Genomic DNA, 13,440 nt, shown 5'->3' with positions numbered 1-13,440 from the left:
TATTATTTCGGTTTGATCATTTCCATATATTCCTTTATTTTCGCTTCCGTCAACTGCCCTGAATCCTTTTTGACGATTTCACCATTTTCATCGATCAGGATGGTCGTAGGCAATGGCACTACTCCATATGCCTGCCTCACCTGATCCGTGCGATCCATCGGAATAGGGAAAGTCAGCTGATGTTTGTTTTTAAAACGTTCCACTGCCACATTTGTTTCCTGGATGTTGACAGCAAGTATTTCCACACCCTGATCTTTAAAGACTTTATATTGATTTTCCATATACGGCATTTCCCGTTCACACGGCTCGCACCATGTTCCCCAGAAGTTCAGGAATACACCCTTGCCTTTATAATCCGATAGTCTTACTTCATTACCTTCCAAGTCCTTCAAGACGAAATCAGGGGCCTGATCTCCCTCGCCGACCAATTCTTTAGATGTAAAAAAATTTGCGTATAACGTATACCCTATTGCAGATAACAGGAGAAGCAGAATCGCTGTACGCATCACTAAACGTTTCTTTTTACTCATTCCTCATTACTCTCCTATACCATAAGTCGTATCGTATCCTTGCTATTATAACATTTACTACTTTTGCCATCGGGGCTAGTTTATGAATCTTATGTGAACACCGAAAAGCGGAGGGCGCTCGCTCTGGGACGTACAAACTGGACTGAATCTCACGAGATAAAGGAAACACGGAGAGCGCTAGCTATCCGATGTTGACTTATCGTGGGGAGATGAGGGAAGTTTGATAGTCCCAAGCGCCCGGAGCTAGACAAACCGAAAAGCGGAGGGCGCTCGCTCTTAACTTAATGAACTGATATAGCGCCGCTGCTGATTTCCGCACTAGGCTTCGCTTTCCGCGGGGCTTGCGAGAGCCTCCTCGGCTTTGCCTGCGGGGTCTCCACTAACCGCCATCTCCCGCAGGAGTCTTCGCCTATTGCTCCAATCAGCAGCTAGTGACCTTGGAAACGAATACAAAATGATTACACAACCAATCATAAAAAGCGGAAGCGGTTCTTTCCCCACCTCCGCTTTCATTGTGCTGTTATTTGCCTGGCTTGGTAGCCATTACACGAAGCTGTTTTACTTCATGTGGCGTCAGTTCTCTTGCTTCCCCTGACTTCAATCCTTGGAGCGTCAGGAAGCCATAGCGTTCACGTTTCAGTTTCATCACCGGATGACCGATTGCCTCGAACATGCGGCGCACCTGGCGATTACGACCTTCGTGGATCGTCACTTCAAAGATTGCCGTTTCCTTTGTTCTTTCCATCGAAAGGAATTTGATTTTTGCTGGAGCCGTTTTTCCGTCCTCAAGCTTGATGCCTCGCTCCAGGCTGCGAATAGCTTCCCTTGAAGGAATTCCTTTCACTTTTGCAACGTAAACCTTATCCACTTGGGATTTCGGGTGCGCCAGACTGTTGGCGAATTCACCGTCATTGGTCATGATGATCAATCCGGACGTATCATAATCCAAACGCCCGACAGGATAGATCCGTTCATCGATAAGCGTGAAAAAGTCTGTTACCACTTTTCTGCCTTTATCATCGCTGACACTAGAGATGACACCTCTTGGTTTGTATAACACAAAATAAACCGGCTCTTCCCTTTCGACAGGAATGCCTTCCACTTCTATTTTATCATTAGGGGAAACCTTTACCCCAAGCTCTTTTATCACCTTGTCATTAACCCTGACTTTTCCTTCTTGAATCAATTGTTCTGCTTTTCTTCTCGATGCAATCCCTGCATGCGCAATCACTTTCTGTAACCGTTCCATTTCTTTCACCTCATTCAACATCTTACATGACTTTCATAAGAAAAGCCAAGATTTCCATACTTATATAATTGCCATCATTCACAAACTCTAATTATACCCTTAGTTATTTTATAAAGGATAGTAAAAAAATCCGGCTTTAATAAATTGGTACTATTCTATACTACTAAAGGCGTAAAAAAATTACCCCGTTTCCCTTATTTCTCTGTTCACCATTAATTGATATAGTATCCTTAGCAGGAAATGTTTTCAATTTTTCTTAAGGGGAGAATGTTGATGATTAATGTGCAAATCGATCAGGTGCTTGAAACGTTGGGAACCTATCAGGACACTGAAATAACATATACCATTTGTACAATCCCAGATCAACCGCTTTCCATTACCTATCTTAGGAATAATCGCTGCTTTCAGATTGTCAGGGATAAACAAGGCATTGTCGAGCATTTTTCAGATATAGAAGCCGCTTCTTCCGCCATTAAAAGTGCGTTGTCACAAGTTGTATAAACATACAAAAAAACACAAGGGACCCCTTGTGTTTTTATATTCCGAAGAAAAAAGTTACAACCAGGATCGACACAACGATTCCGACTACATCCGCAAGCAGCCCCACCTTCAGGGCATCACCCATCTTTTTTATGCCCACAGCGCCGAAATACACGGTCAGTACATAAAGCGTCGTGTCCGTGCTACCCTGCAGGACGGAAGCCAGGCGGCCCATAAAAGAGTCCGGGCCAAATGTTGCGATCATATCTGTCGTCATCCCGAGGGCTGCAGTGCCGGAAATGGGGCGGATGATTGCCAGAGGCACAATTTCAGCAGGTACCCCGATGGCACTCATTGCCGGCCTTAAAAATTCCACCAGGAAGTCCAGTGCGCCAGATGCCCTGAAAATCGAGATCGCAACCAGCATCCCTACGAGAAACGGAATGATCGAAATGGCTATCTTGATTCCTTCCTTACCTCCTTCAACAAAGGTTTCATAGGTAGGCACCTTCTTGAAAGTCCCATAAAGCAGGATGAACCCGATAAGGAACGGTATAAGCCAAAGGGAAATTAAGGATATGAGCTGCATCTCTACCGCCTCCTTGCCATTCTGCGATAATAGAAAAAGCGGTCTATCAAAATAGCTGCGATTGTCGAGCATGCAGTCGCTATTAAAGTCGGCCCCACAATTTCAGTCGGTGAAGCCGAATTATAATTCATCCGTATTGCGATTACTGTAGTGGGAATCAGTGTGATGCTTGCGGTGTTGATGGCAAGGAACGTAACCATCGACCTGCTGGCTTCAATCTTCCCGCCGTTCAACTCCCTCAGCTGTTCCATCGCTTTTATCCCCATTGGGGTTGCTGCATTACCAAGCCCAAACATATTCGCAATCATATTGGAAAGCATATACCCCATCGCAGGGTGGTCGGGGGGAACCTCAGGGAAGATCCTTCTGACCAAAGGCCGGAAAAGCACTGCAAGTTTTTCCAACAGCCCTGCCTCTTGGGCAATCCTCATCAAACCCAACCAGAAAACAAGGATGCTGATAAATCCGATACAGATGGTCACTGCCTCTTTTGCCCCAAGAAAAATGGCTTCATTCACTTTATCCATCGTTCCGTTAATCATGGCAAAAAGAATGCCGATGATCGTCATTGCTACCCAAATGATATTGATCATGGCAGTTTACCACCGAAAATGAAAAAAATATTTTTGAAGATCGACCAGAAGCCTCCCGAATCTTCTTTTTCCTGTTCGAAATAGATCGGTGTTTCTATAACTGCCTCATTGTTCAGGATCAACGTATAACTACCGACCACTTCCGGAATATTTCCAGATCGCTCCCATTCCTTTTGAGGCTTTACCAGCTCGATATTGACACGAACATTGTCCCGTTCCTTCTTGGTCATCGGATACTTGATATCACGTGAAATGAAAACCTTGTCCTTATAAAAACTATCCTCTAAATCCTCAAGTTTACCTTCATTTGCAATGTTGTATAGCTTGTAATCGACAAAGGCCCTATTGAACATATAGATATGATCCTGCCAATCATCCGGGCCATTGAGTGTGACGACAATGGCATCGAGACCATCCTTGGAAGCGGTAGTGATGAGAGTACGTTTGGCACGTTTGGTGAATCCGGTCTTTCCTCCGGTTGCATAGGAATACATGCCTGTCACCAACCTATGCTTATTTGTCCAGCTGCGGTCCCATGATTCACCCGGTGCTGCAGGTGCACGGTATACCTTCGTCCCCGTCACTTCCCTGAATTTTTCATTTTCCATGGCATATCTCGTAAGCATGGCCATATCATATGCAGTCGAATAGTGGTTCTCATGATCGTCCAGTCCATGCGGGTTTGCGAATTCGGTATTACTCATGCCCAGTTCAGCGGCTTTCTCATTCATCAGGAAAACAAAGCCTTCTAGACTTCCACCAACATGCTCGGCAATGGCAACGGCTGTATCATTCCCAGAACGCAGCATCAATCCATACACAAGATGTTCGAGCTTTATTTTCTCCCCAGGCTTCAAATAAACCGAAGACCCCTCAGCATGGGTCGCCCTTTCACTTACGGTGACGATTTCACCCATTTTTCCGGATTCGATGGCAAGTATGGCCGTCATTACTTTCGTGATACTCGCGATGCGCTGTTTATCATGGGCATTCTTTTCGAAAATCACCCTGCCACTCTCTTGTTCTATCAAAATTGCATTCCTCGAACTTACGCCAACCCGCTCGGCCGCTGCCTCTTGAGGAATGCCTATACTGAACATCAGCATCACAATAGAAGCGATGATGAACATCATTCTAGCTCGTACCATCCAATCCCCATCCCTTGTCTATGTTTGTACAAGTTTATGCACAAGCTGTCCCATTATGATTTTTTCGATAAAAAAAGGCAGCGCTAAGTTAAAGACAGTCAGGAACGGGTTGTCGTGGATAACTAGGAATTTAGTGAAGGGTCTAATGGATTTCTCAATGGAATTTACGTTCAAAAAAGCCATTAGAACCCTTCTATTGGATTTCTCGCCGGGATATACGTTTAAAAAATCCATTAGGACGCTCCTATTGGACTTTTCGTCTGGAATCCCCTCCAAAAAAGCCATTAGAATGCTCCTATTGGACTTCTCGCCGGGATTTACGTTCAAAAAAGCCATTAGAACACTCCTATTGGACTTCTCGTCACGTTTCCCACTAAAAAAAGCCATTAGAACACTCCTATTGGACTTCTTGCCGGGTTTTCCACTAAAAAAAGCCATTAGAACGCTCCTATTGGACTTCTCGCCAGGATATCCGCTCAAAAAAGCCATTAGAACCCTTCTATTGGACTTCTCGCCAGGATATCCGCTCAAAAAAGCCATTAGAACCCTTCTATTGGACTTCTCGCCGACATTTCCACTTAAAAAAGCCATTAGACATCCGCTAATGGCCTTCTCACTGTAATATCATTTATAAAGACTCCTTTATTCAATAAGACTGCCACTTCAGTTTTGAAGCTTCCTGGAATCGCTTTTCCACATCGCGCCAGTTTACGATATTCCACCACTTGTCGATATAGTCCCTGCGATTGTTCTTATACTGCAGGTAATAGGCATGCTCCCAAACATCCAGTCCAAGCAGCGGGATAGTATCCCACTGGGTGAACAGCTGCTGTTTTTCAGTTTGGAGAATTTCCAGTCGGTGTGCACGCGGGGACCAGACTAGCAACGCCCAACCTACACCTTCCACCTTGTCTGCCGCTTCCGTAAAATGCTTCTTGAAATTGCCATAGCCGCCAAAGTCCTGGTTGATCTGCTGGAGCAGCCTACCCTTAGGCTGACCACCGCCATTTGGAGCCATATTCCCCCAGAACATCGTATGCAAATAGTGACCGGACCCATGGAAGGCGGCTTCTCTTTCCCAATGCTTGATCAAATCAAAATTCCCTGTCACTCGTGCTTCCTTCATTTTCAGCTCCGCTTTATTGAGCCCATCCACATAGCTCTTGTGATGCTTCAGGTGATGCAGTTCCATGATATCCCTTGAAATATAAGGTTCAAGCGCGTTATAGGCATATGGAAGTGGCGGAAGCTTATGTCCACCGATCGGGACACGGCCATTGTGTTGCCTGGAACTATGCTGCATCTCCATAACCTCATGAAAACCTTCGAGCTTCTGCTTAGCATAAAGGACATCCGATTCCTGGATTGCATCCTTCTCCTGGATGCTTTGAACATAAGAGAGGAAGTTTCTAATCTCCGACTGCCACTCCGATCTAATTGCCCCTGCCCCGTTTTCCGTCAGTATTTCCAAACACCAATTTTCCGTATCCTGTAAGTATTTCCTGAAAACCTGTTGATTTTGACTGATCATAGAGGTCCTCCCTTTTTTGAATTCATCGTGACATCCTATGCTTTCAGGGAGAAAAAAAGAAATTTGTCCTATTCATTAATATAAAAACACCCTGCCACAAAATTGGGGCAGGGTGAGTGATTAGTTGCTTTGCATCATTTTTGTCCGGTAGTCTGTTTCGTAATATTCCAATTCCTCACGGATGGTTTGGAATTCGCTTTCCAAATGGCGTACCACAGCCTTCAATTGAGTTGGTGGCGCTTCATGGAATTGGATCGAGTTTTTTCCGGTATAGGCAGATCGGCTGTCCTCATACCATGCATCATTCCTTGGAGCAAAGAACTCCTCGATGCATTGATGGTAGATATTATATAGCACCTTCTCGGCGGCTGATTTACGGAACGGCTCACTCTTTAAGATAACCTGGCATGCATTGTGCCCTTCATCACAGAATACTGCAAGCCTGCGTGTATTTGCCAATAACAGGCTGACATATTCCTTACTTCCGGCACTTTCTTCCATCAGCGAGGATAAGGTCACTTCATTCAGGAACTCATTTAATTGATGGACAGTATTTCCTAAAAAACTCTCTACTTGTTCTGTTTGAGCTTTTACAATCGTATTTGCCATTTGTAATGGACCCTCCATGTTAAGGTTTTATAGAAAATTCATGAGCATATGCATTTATACGACTTACCATCTATACCTATGACGTGCTTGTTCATTTATGCAGAAGGCTGAGCTAAAAAGTGCAATGGGGATGTTAGGTTATATTCCCCTTTGTTATGAACTCCTTCAAATATCTCTTTCAGCTTCTGGATATGGACGCCTTCAAAATAAGAGGCGAAATCTTCCCGGGTGTTTATGTAGATCCTTTTCCGGTTTCGGAAGCTTGGATTTTTGATCAGGAGGGTAAGGGCCACCAGATCTTTGAACAGGATTTCCTTGTCACTTATTTTAAAAATAGGATCTCCATCAACCCCAATATTCAAAAACTCGGGAAATGTTTCATCAAAATAGCGGATATATAATACATGGAAGGTTCTTTCCTCGCCATCCTCGAAAAATGTCACTTCCGAACGGTTGAAGAAATCTTCTGATGTATTAGATTGTGCCTTTTCCAATTCATAGCCTTTGATCCTGGTTATTTTCATGGTTATGATGCCACTCCTTAAAAGATCCAAATCTAGTATGTAATACTATTTTACCATATATCTTCACAAACCGTTTTAATTTTCAAACGTTTCTTGAAACTTTTCGAAAAACAGGTCTGCCTCTTCATCCGGATCATCGGTCGTGACGGTGAGTGGCGGGAGCTCCTTGATGTTCTTGAGGCCAAAATAGTCGAGGAACTCTTTTGTAGTTCCATATAGGATGGCACGTCCTGTCCCTTCCGCACGCCCCACTTCCTTCACAAGCGCCTTCGCGGAAAGCGTCTGGAGCGGCCTTTCGCTCTTCACACCGCGAATGCTCTCAACTTCCGTCCTTGTTATCGGCTGCTTGTATGCCACAATCGCCAACGTTTCTAGTGCTGCCTGTGATAAGGATTGCGATGTTGGTGATTCCACCAGCTTCTTCAGATAGACGGAATGCTCTTTTTTCGTGGTCAATTGGAATGTGCCGGCAAGTTCTATGATGGCTATTCCCCTATCAGGAGATTTATAATCCTCCCTTAATGCGGAGATGGCATCAAGCGCGACATTCTCTTCTATCTCCAGGACGGTAGAGAGCTGTTTGAGCGTCAGCCCTTCATCCCCTGCTGCAAATAGCAAACTTTCCACAATCGACTTCCAATTAATAATATCCAACTTCCTCTTTTCCTCCTTCTTGATAGGAAATATAAATATCTGCAAAATTATTTTCCTGATCAAGCCTTATGGTGTTCTTTTTCAACAACTCGAGTATGGCGAGAAAGGTCACCACAATGTATTCTTTGCTCGACTCCGGGAAAAGGTCAAAGAAATGCTTTCTCCCTTTATATTGGCGCAGGTCCTCGATAAGTTCCGCCATTCTCTTTTCGATCGGGATTTCCTGTCTGGCAATCCGCGTCTGCAAGGGCTTTTGCAGCTTTTTGCGGCGCATAAGCTTCTGCAAGGCACCAAGCATATCATATAAAGACACATCCAGCTTCACTTCATCAGGTGCCACATTTTTCATCAGCTCCGTCAGATCACTCGGGGCTCTGGTAAAGAGATGACTCCGCTCTTCTTCAAGCTCCTTCAGATCGTCTGCCGCCTCTTTATATTTACGGTACTCGATCAGACGGTTCATCAGCTCTTCACGGGGATCCTCCTCGTAATCTGCGAAGTCATCATCTACCTGAAGCATTTCCTCCTCGTGTTTCGGAAGCAGCATCTTGCTCTTTATCTCAAGCAACGTAGCTGCCATTACAAGGTATTCACTTGCAATATCCAACTGCAATTCTTTCATCGTATGTATATAAAATAAATATTGCTCAGTAATTTGAGCAACGGGAATATCATATATATCTATTTCCAATCGGTTTATCAAATGAAGCAGCAAGTCCAATGGACCTTCAAACGCTTCAACCTTCACATTATATTCCTGCACGGGTATTCATCCACCTAACTTCATTCAAAACAAATTAACGCATCCGAATATTTTCGAACTCTATCATAGTATAAAGTATTCTGGCAACATTTTATAGTACTATAAGGATTATGATAAGATATTATTATCCTTTTTAAAAGGGGGAAAAGCATTGTATCCACAAGCCTATATCGATTATTTGCATTATTTTCATTGTGAACGAGACTATTTCGAATGCCATGAGGTGTTAGAAGAGCATTGGAAGGAAAAAGAAGCGGGAGAAAGGGATCTCCATTGGGTTGGATTGATCCAGATAGCAGTAGGACTCTATCACCATAGACGCGGAAATTTCAACGGCGCCAAACGGATGCTGACAAACGCGCTTTCGATCATCCGCACCCACACCAAAGAAATCGACCGTCTTGCATTAGATAGCAAAAGACTTATAGAATTATTGGAAATCCAGCTGGAAGGCATAAATAGGAAGGACTCCTATAAGAGCTTCGATCTGCCATTGACAGACGAGATGCTCCTGACCTCCTGTATGACCAGAGCCCTTGATGAGAACTTGGTATGGGGTGCACCAAGCGATCTTGAAAACCTATCACTTGTGCATCGGCATTCCACACGCAACCGGGATGATGTGATACAGGAACGGATTGCGCAACTGTTGAAGCGGCAACAAAAAAAGGAAGGCTAACCTTTTATACAAGGGTTGCCTTCCTTTTTTATAGAGTACTTATTGTTAACATGCTAGAAAGCTTAAGAGAAAATCACTGCTCAAAATCACATTTCTCAATAAATGCAGTTGTATACTCTGTTGTCTTTACAGATTTACCAGGATACATTTCTTTTAAAGCTTTTACCATTTCTTTACCGCAACCTTGTCCGCGGTGAGAAGGACTTACGCTAATATGCTGGATGGTATAGCTGTCTTCATCCATGACAATGCCGATTATTCCAATGATATCCTCAACCTTCCAAAGGAAAAGCTGCCAGTTATCATTTTCTTCATAATCCTTCATCGTCTGCTGAAGTTTTTTCAGTTCTTTTTCTGTTGGCATAAATGACATAAGACCCATGGCGATTTTTTCAAAGCTCTTTTTATAACGAATTAACATACATTACCCCTCATTATCGAAAAAACTTTCTTACTAAATAGTATAGGCAACCAATTTGTAATGGTTCCATTTCAGTACGTATATCTCACTCTTAAATATACATTCTATCCAATCGCCGCGGGATTGTATACCTTTTTGAAATAAATCTTAAAATTCACGTAATAGGTTGGCCATCTCGATTGCTGCAGCAGCTGCTTCCCAGCCTTTATTTCCGGCCTTTGTACCTGCTCTTTCGATTGCCTGTTCAATCGTTTCCGTTGTCAGCACCCCAAAAATGACAGGTATCCCAGATTGCATGGAAGCTTGGGAAACCCCTTTTGCCGCTTCATTGCACACATAATCGAAATGCGGAGTGGATCCACGGATGACAGTTCCCAATGTAATGACCGCATCATACTTTCCGGAATCGGCCATGCGTTTTGCCACCAATGGAATTTCAAACGCCCCGGGTACCCAGGCCACATCGACACTTCCTTCTTCCACGCCATGTCTTTTCAACGCATCCTGCGCGCCGCCGAGAAGCTTGCTTGTAATAAATTCATTGAACCTTCCAACAACGATTCCAACCTTCAGTCCTGTACCTACCAAATTTCCTTCATATATATTTCCCATTAAAAAAACCTCCAGTAAAAAGTTAATATTTTTTAAAAATGAAGCATATGCCCCAATTTGCTGTGTTTGGTTTTGAGATAGTTTTCGTTTGCTTCTTTAGTCGGCATCTGAAGTGCGATGCGATCGACCACTTCAAGGTCGTATCCCTTCAGGCCGGCAATCTTCCGAGGATTATTGGTTAACAGATTCATTTTGGAAATACCAAGATCACGAAGAATCTGTGCCCCGATTCCATAGTCCCTGAGGTCTGCCCCGAAGCCCAGCTTTTCATTGGCCTCCACCGTGTCAAAGCCTTGTTCCTGAAGCTTGTAGGCTCTCATTTTGTTTAGCAGGCCGATCCCGCGACCTTCTTGCCTCATATACAAGAGCACACCGTTCCCTGCCTTCTCGATCTGTGCAAGCGCCGCATGGAGCTGCGGACCACAGTCACAACGGTTTGAACCGAATACATCTCCTGTCAGACACTCGGAATGGACACGGACCAGCGTAGGTGTTTCAGGGTCAATCTCCCCCTTCACCAGGGCCACATGCTCTTTACCATCGACAATATTTGAATAGCCGATTGCCCGGAAGTCTCCGAATTCTGTCGGAAGCTTTATTTCCACTTCACGCTGGACAAGCTTGTCCTTCCGGTTACGGTATTGAATCAGATCCTTGATCGTTATCATCTTCAGACCAAACTTGTCCGCTATCTCCCTGAGCTCTGGCACCCTTGCCATCGAACCATCTTCATTCATGATTTCACAAATGACGCCGGCAGGGTAGGAACCGCTCATCACTGCGAGATCTACTGCCGCTTCTGTATGACCGGCACGGCGCAGCACCCCGCCCTTTTTCGCCACCAACGGAAAGATATGACCTGGACGCTTGAAGTCACCAGCTTTAGCAGCCGGGGAAAGTAGCTCGATGATAGTTGCCGAACGTTCGTAGGCAGAGATACCTGTCGTTGTAGTCTTATGATCAATACTGACCGTAAAAGCTGTGCCATGGGAATCTGTATTGTGATTGACCATCGGTGCAAGATCGAGCTTTTCAGCCAACTCCTCCACAACCGGTACGCAAATCAGACCGCGGCCATGGGTTGCCATGAAATTGATGACTGCAGGAGTCGCCTTCTCTGCAAGGGATACAAAATCGCCCTCATTCTCTCGGTCCTCATCATCACAGACGATGATCACTTTTCCCTCTTGCAAGTCTTTAAGCGCTTCGTCTATGGTATTGAAAATTTTACTCATTCCTCTTCACCCACCTTATTTGTATCCATGCTCTTCCAAAAATGATGCTGAGATGCTGGAACCCACTTTCGGTTCTTGCCTATTCAATAGATGATCCATATATTTCGCCAGCATGTCGGCTTCAATGTTTACCATATCTCCCTTGCCTTTCTCACCAAGGATCGTCTCCTTCATGGTGTGTGGTATCAAGGAGATGGTGAAGGTATTATCCGCTACCCCAAAGATGGTCAGGCTTGTACCATCCACCGTTACCGATCCTTTCAGCATGAGAAATCTAGCAATGTAAGGATCAACCGAAATGGTGTAATAGACGGCATTGGAAACACTTCTCTTATCCTGGATCGTGCCTGTCCCATCAACATGGCCACTTACAAAATGACCTCCGAATCGCCCATTGGCAATCATTGCCCGCTCCAGGTTCACTTTGGAACCAGCCACAAGACTGCTCAATGATGTCGCATGGACCGTTTCTGGCATCACATCCACAGTAAAACGATTAACGGAAAACGTCGTCACGGTAAGGCAAACACCATTTACTGCGAAACTATCACCAAGCTTGACGTCTTCTAATACTTTCTTTGCGGTGATATCAAGTACGATGGCCTTGTCGCCACGGATGATCTGCTTTATGGTACCTATTTCTTCTATAATACCCGTAAACACTGGATTTCCTCCTTACAGGGGCACGGAGATAATCTTGATATCCTGCCCGATCATAGTGATATCTTTTATCGTAAGGTTCATACTTACACCCATCGACCTAAACCCCGATCCGCCAATCATAGTTGGGGCAAGGGCACCTCCTATCAATTTAGGTGCGATATAAGTGATCACCTGATTGATGGCTCCTGCCTCAAGAAAGCTCCCATTGACCGTTGCACCCCCTTCAACAAATAGGGAGGTGATGCCACGATCACCGAGCAAAGTCAGGAGATTATCTATCTTTATCTCTTCTGTCGGCAGTTTCATGACCTTCACTTGCTGATTGATAAGCGCTTCGATCTTTTTTTCATCTGCTCTGGCACCCGTAATAATCCAGGTTGGTGCCTCTTCGTCTGTGAGGACACGGGCATCGATCGGCGTCCTTAAATGGGTATCCAGAATGATCCTTACTGGATTCTTCCCTCCATTCGGGAGCCGTGTCGTCAAACTTGGATCATCCGCAATCACTGTCCCTACACCAACAAGGATTGCATCATGCCGATGTCGGTAGCGATGAACATCCATTCTTGCTTCTTCCCCTGTGATCCATTTGCTGTCTTTTGTGTAAGTTGCAGTTTTCCCATCAAGACTGGATGCCGTCTTTAGCGTGACATAAGGTTTTTTCGTTTTTATGTAATGGAAAAAAACATCATTTAATGCAAGTGCCTCTGCTTCACAAACCCCTACATCCACGATAATGCCTGCGCTTTTGAGCTTTTTGATCCCAGAACCTGCAACCAATGGGTTTGGGTCCACAGAAGCAATGACAACTCTTTTAACCTGGGAACTGATTAAAAGATCTGAGCAAGGTGGCGTTCTGCCATGATGGCTGCATGGCTCCAAGGTCACATATACCGTGGACCCGATAACCTTCTCACCAGCCATTCTGATTGCGTGCACCTCCGCATGCGCTTCTCCCGCCTTAAGGTGTGCACCAAACCCGACAATCTCCCCATCCTTCACCACAACCGAACCAACTACCGGATTTGGAGAGGTCTGTCCTGCAGCTTTTCCTGCAAGATCTATTGCAACATTCATATAATACCGATCGTCCATGTTCCCTCTCCCTCCTATTAATAAAAATAAAAAACCCCTAAGGAATTGGCCTTAGAGGTGTAGAA

General features: G+C 44.7%; 18 protein-coding genes. 2 read left to right on the top strand and 16 right to left on the bottom strand.

Annotated elements, in window-relative coordinates; all coding sequences use genetic code 11:
- Positions 1 to 2: 2 nt before the first annotated feature.
- The gene (gene resA, locus JOC95_RS15415; protein WP_204418074.1) at positions 3 to 530 is read right to left on the bottom strand and encodes a thiol-disulfide oxidoreductase ResA; all 528 of its coding nucleotides are present in this window, start codon (positions 528 to 530) and stop codon (positions 3 to 5) included.
- Positions 531 to 1,050: 520 nt separating this feature from the next.
- Positions 1,051 to 1,779, bottom strand: a complete 729-nt coding sequence (locus tag JOC95_RS15410; protein ID WP_204418073.1) for a pseudouridine synthase — start codon at positions 1,777 to 1,779, stop codon at positions 1,051 to 1,053.
- A 273-nt stretch (positions 1,780 to 2,052) separates the two neighbouring features.
- Here JOC95_RS15410 and JOC95_RS15405 point away from each other — a divergent pair, with 273 nt between their 5' ends.
- The gene (locus JOC95_RS15405; protein ID WP_204418072.1) at positions 2,053 to 2,280 is read left to right on the top strand and encodes a hypothetical protein; all 228 of its coding nucleotides are present in this window, start codon (positions 2,053 to 2,055) and stop codon (positions 2,278 to 2,280) included.
- Positions 2,281 to 2,314: 34 nt separating this feature from the next.
- Here the strand turns inward: JOC95_RS15405 and JOC95_RS15400 are convergent, their stop codons facing one another.
- The 9 genes from JOC95_RS15400 to JOC95_RS15360 form a co-directional block, all read right to left on the bottom strand.
- On the bottom strand, positions 2,315 to 2,848 hold the full coding sequence (locus JOC95_RS15400; RefSeq protein WP_204418071.1) for a spore maturation protein: 534 nt from the start codon (positions 2,846 to 2,848) through the stop codon (positions 2,315 to 2,317).
- Positions 2,849 to 2,850: 2 nt separating this feature from the next.
- A complete protein-coding gene (locus tag JOC95_RS15395) occupies positions 2,851 to 3,441 on the bottom strand; it encodes a nucleoside recognition domain-containing protein (RefSeq protein ID WP_204418070.1) in 591 nt (196 codons plus the stop codon).
- The gene (locus JOC95_RS15390; protein WP_204418069.1) at positions 3,438 to 4,589 is read right to left on the bottom strand and encodes a D-alanyl-D-alanine carboxypeptidase family protein; all 1,152 of its coding nucleotides are present in this window, start codon (positions 4,587 to 4,589) and stop codon (positions 3,438 to 3,440) included. Before JOC95_RS15390 ends, JOC95_RS15395 begins: the two co-directional genes overlap by 4 nt.
- An 18-nt stretch (positions 4,590 to 4,607) precedes the next feature.
- Positions 4,608 to 5,180 (bottom strand): hypothetical protein, encoded by a 573-nt coding sequence (locus JOC95_RS15385; protein ID WP_204418068.1) that lies wholly within the window; start codon positions 5,178 to 5,180, stop codon positions 4,608 to 4,610.
- Positions 5,181 to 5,235: 55 nt separating this feature from the next.
- Positions 5,236 to 6,120, bottom strand: a complete 885-nt coding sequence (locus JOC95_RS15380) for a superoxide dismutase (protein WP_204418067.1) — start codon at positions 6,118 to 6,120, stop codon at positions 5,236 to 5,238.
- Positions 6,121 to 6,240: 120 nt separating this feature from the next.
- Positions 6,241 to 6,729 carry a YpuI family protein gene (locus JOC95_RS15375; protein WP_204418066.1) on the bottom strand — a complete coding sequence of 163 codons (489 nt, stop codon included), beginning with the start codon at positions 6,727 to 6,729 and terminating at the stop codon, positions 6,241 to 6,243.
- 95 nt (positions 6,730 to 6,824) lie between these two features.
- A complete protein-coding gene (locus JOC95_RS15370; RefSeq protein WP_204418065.1) occupies positions 6,825 to 7,253 on the bottom strand; it encodes a hypothetical protein in 429 nt (142 codons plus the stop codon).
- 75 nt (positions 7,254 to 7,328) lie between these two features.
- Positions 7,329 to 7,907: an SMC-Scp complex subunit ScpB gene (gene scpB / locus JOC95_RS15365; RefSeq protein WP_204418064.1), complete on the bottom strand. Its 579-nt coding sequence runs from the start codon at positions 7,905 to 7,907 to the stop codon at positions 7,329 to 7,331.
- A complete protein-coding gene (locus tag JOC95_RS15360; RefSeq protein ID WP_338083108.1) occupies positions 7,894 to 8,676 on the bottom strand; it encodes a segregation/condensation protein A in 783 nt (260 codons plus the stop codon). The genes scpB and JOC95_RS15360 overlap by 14 nt, the downstream gene beginning before the upstream one ends.
- A gap of 145 nt (positions 8,677 to 8,821) precedes the next feature.
- Between JOC95_RS15360 and JOC95_RS15355 the strand changes: the two genes are divergently transcribed.
- A complete protein-coding gene (locus JOC95_RS15355) occupies positions 8,822 to 9,349 on the top strand; it encodes a DUF309 domain-containing protein (protein WP_204418062.1) in 528 nt (175 codons plus the stop codon).
- Positions 9,350 to 9,422: 73 nt separating this feature from the next.
- Here JOC95_RS15355 and JOC95_RS15350 read toward each other — a convergent pair whose 3' ends face one another.
- From JOC95_RS15350 to ribD, 5 genes are all read right to left on the bottom strand, one after another.
- Entirely contained in the window at positions 9,423 to 9,770 is a 348-nt protein-coding gene (locus JOC95_RS15350; protein WP_204418061.1) for a GNAT family N-acetyltransferase, read from the bottom strand.
- Positions 9,771 to 9,917: 147 nt separating this feature from the next.
- A complete protein-coding gene (gene ribH / locus JOC95_RS15345; protein ID WP_204418060.1) occupies positions 9,918 to 10,382 on the bottom strand; it encodes a 6,7-dimethyl-8-ribityllumazine synthase in 465 nt (154 codons plus the stop codon).
- A 32-nt stretch (positions 10,383 to 10,414) separates the two neighbouring features.
- Positions 10,415 to 11,608 (bottom strand): bifunctional 3,4-dihydroxy-2-butanone-4-phosphate synthase/GTP cyclohydrolase II, encoded by a 1,194-nt coding sequence (locus JOC95_RS15340; RefSeq protein ID WP_204418129.1) that lies wholly within the window; start codon positions 11,606 to 11,608, stop codon positions 10,415 to 10,417.
- Between the two features lie 24 nt (positions 11,609 to 11,632).
- Complete coding sequence (gene ribE / locus JOC95_RS15335; protein WP_204418059.1) at positions 11,633 to 12,280, bottom strand: riboflavin synthase; 648 nt, start codon at positions 12,278 to 12,280, stop codon at positions 11,633 to 11,635.
- Positions 12,281 to 12,292: 12 nt separating this feature from the next.
- Positions 12,293 to 13,375 carry a bifunctional diaminohydroxyphosphoribosylaminopyrimidine deaminase/5-amino-6-(5-phosphoribosylamino)uracil reductase RibD gene (ribD, locus tag JOC95_RS15330; RefSeq protein WP_204418058.1) on the bottom strand — a complete coding sequence of 361 codons (1,083 nt, stop codon included), beginning with the start codon at positions 13,373 to 13,375 and terminating at the stop codon, positions 12,293 to 12,295.
- Positions 13,376 to 13,440: the final 65 nt, after the last annotated feature.

The sequence above is a fragment of the Sutcliffiella tianshenii genome (genome assembly GCF_016908565.1).
Lineage (GTDB): Bacteria > Bacillota > Bacilli > Bacillales > Bacillaceae_I > Sutcliffiella_A > Sutcliffiella_A tianshenii.
This window is presented reverse-complemented; position numbering and strand designations above follow the sequence as displayed.

Bases quoted from the DNA above. Each gene is read 5' to 3' on its own strand.
- JOC95_RS15390 (WP_204418069.1), bottom strand. From the start codon at position 4,589: ATGGTACGAGCTAGAATGATGTTCATCATCGCTTCTATTGTGATGCTG.
- JOC95_RS15380 (WP_204418067.1), bottom strand. From the start codon at position 6,120: ATGATCAGTCAAAATCAACAGGTTTTCAGGAAATACTTACAGGATACG.
- JOC95_RS15410 (WP_204418073.1), bottom strand. From the start codon at position 1,779: ATGGAACGGTTACAGAAAGTGATTGCGCATGCAGGGATTGCATCGAGA.
- JOC95_RS15400 (WP_204418071.1), bottom strand. From the start codon at position 2,848: ATGCAGCTCATATCCTTAATTTCCCTTTGGCTTATACCGTTCCTTATC.
- JOC95_RS15350 (WP_204418061.1), bottom strand. From the start codon at position 9,770: ATGTTAATTCGTTATAAAAAGAGCTTTGAAAAAATCGCCATGGGTCTT.
- JOC95_RS15375 (WP_204418066.1), bottom strand. From the start codon at position 6,729: ATGGCAAATACGATTGTAAAAGCTCAAACAGAACAAGTAGAGAGTTTT.
- JOC95_RS15405 (WP_204418072.1), top strand. From the start codon at position 2,053: ATGATTAATGTGCAAATCGATCAGGTGCTTGAAACGTTGGGAACCTAT.
- resA (WP_204418074.1), bottom strand. From the start codon at position 530: ATGAGTAAAAAGAAACGTTTAGTGATGCGTACAGCGATTCTGCTTCTC.
- ribH (WP_204418060.1), bottom strand. From the start codon at position 10,382: ATGGGAAATATATATGAAGGAAATTTGGTAGGTACAGGACTGAAGGTT.
- JOC95_RS15370 (WP_204418065.1), bottom strand. From the start codon at position 7,253: ATGAAAATAACCAGGATCAAAGGCTATGAATTGGAAAAGGCACAATCT.
- JOC95_RS15385 (WP_204418068.1), bottom strand. From the start codon at position 5,180: ATGGCTTTTTTAAGTGGAAATGTCGGCGAGAAGTCCAATAGAAGGGTT.
- ribD (WP_204418058.1), bottom strand. From the start codon at position 13,375: ATGGACGATCGGTATTATATGAATGTTGCAATAGATCTTGCAGGAAAA.
- JOC95_RS15395 (WP_204418070.1), bottom strand. From the start codon at position 3,441: ATGATCAATATCATTTGGGTAGCAATGACGATCATCGGCATTCTTTTT.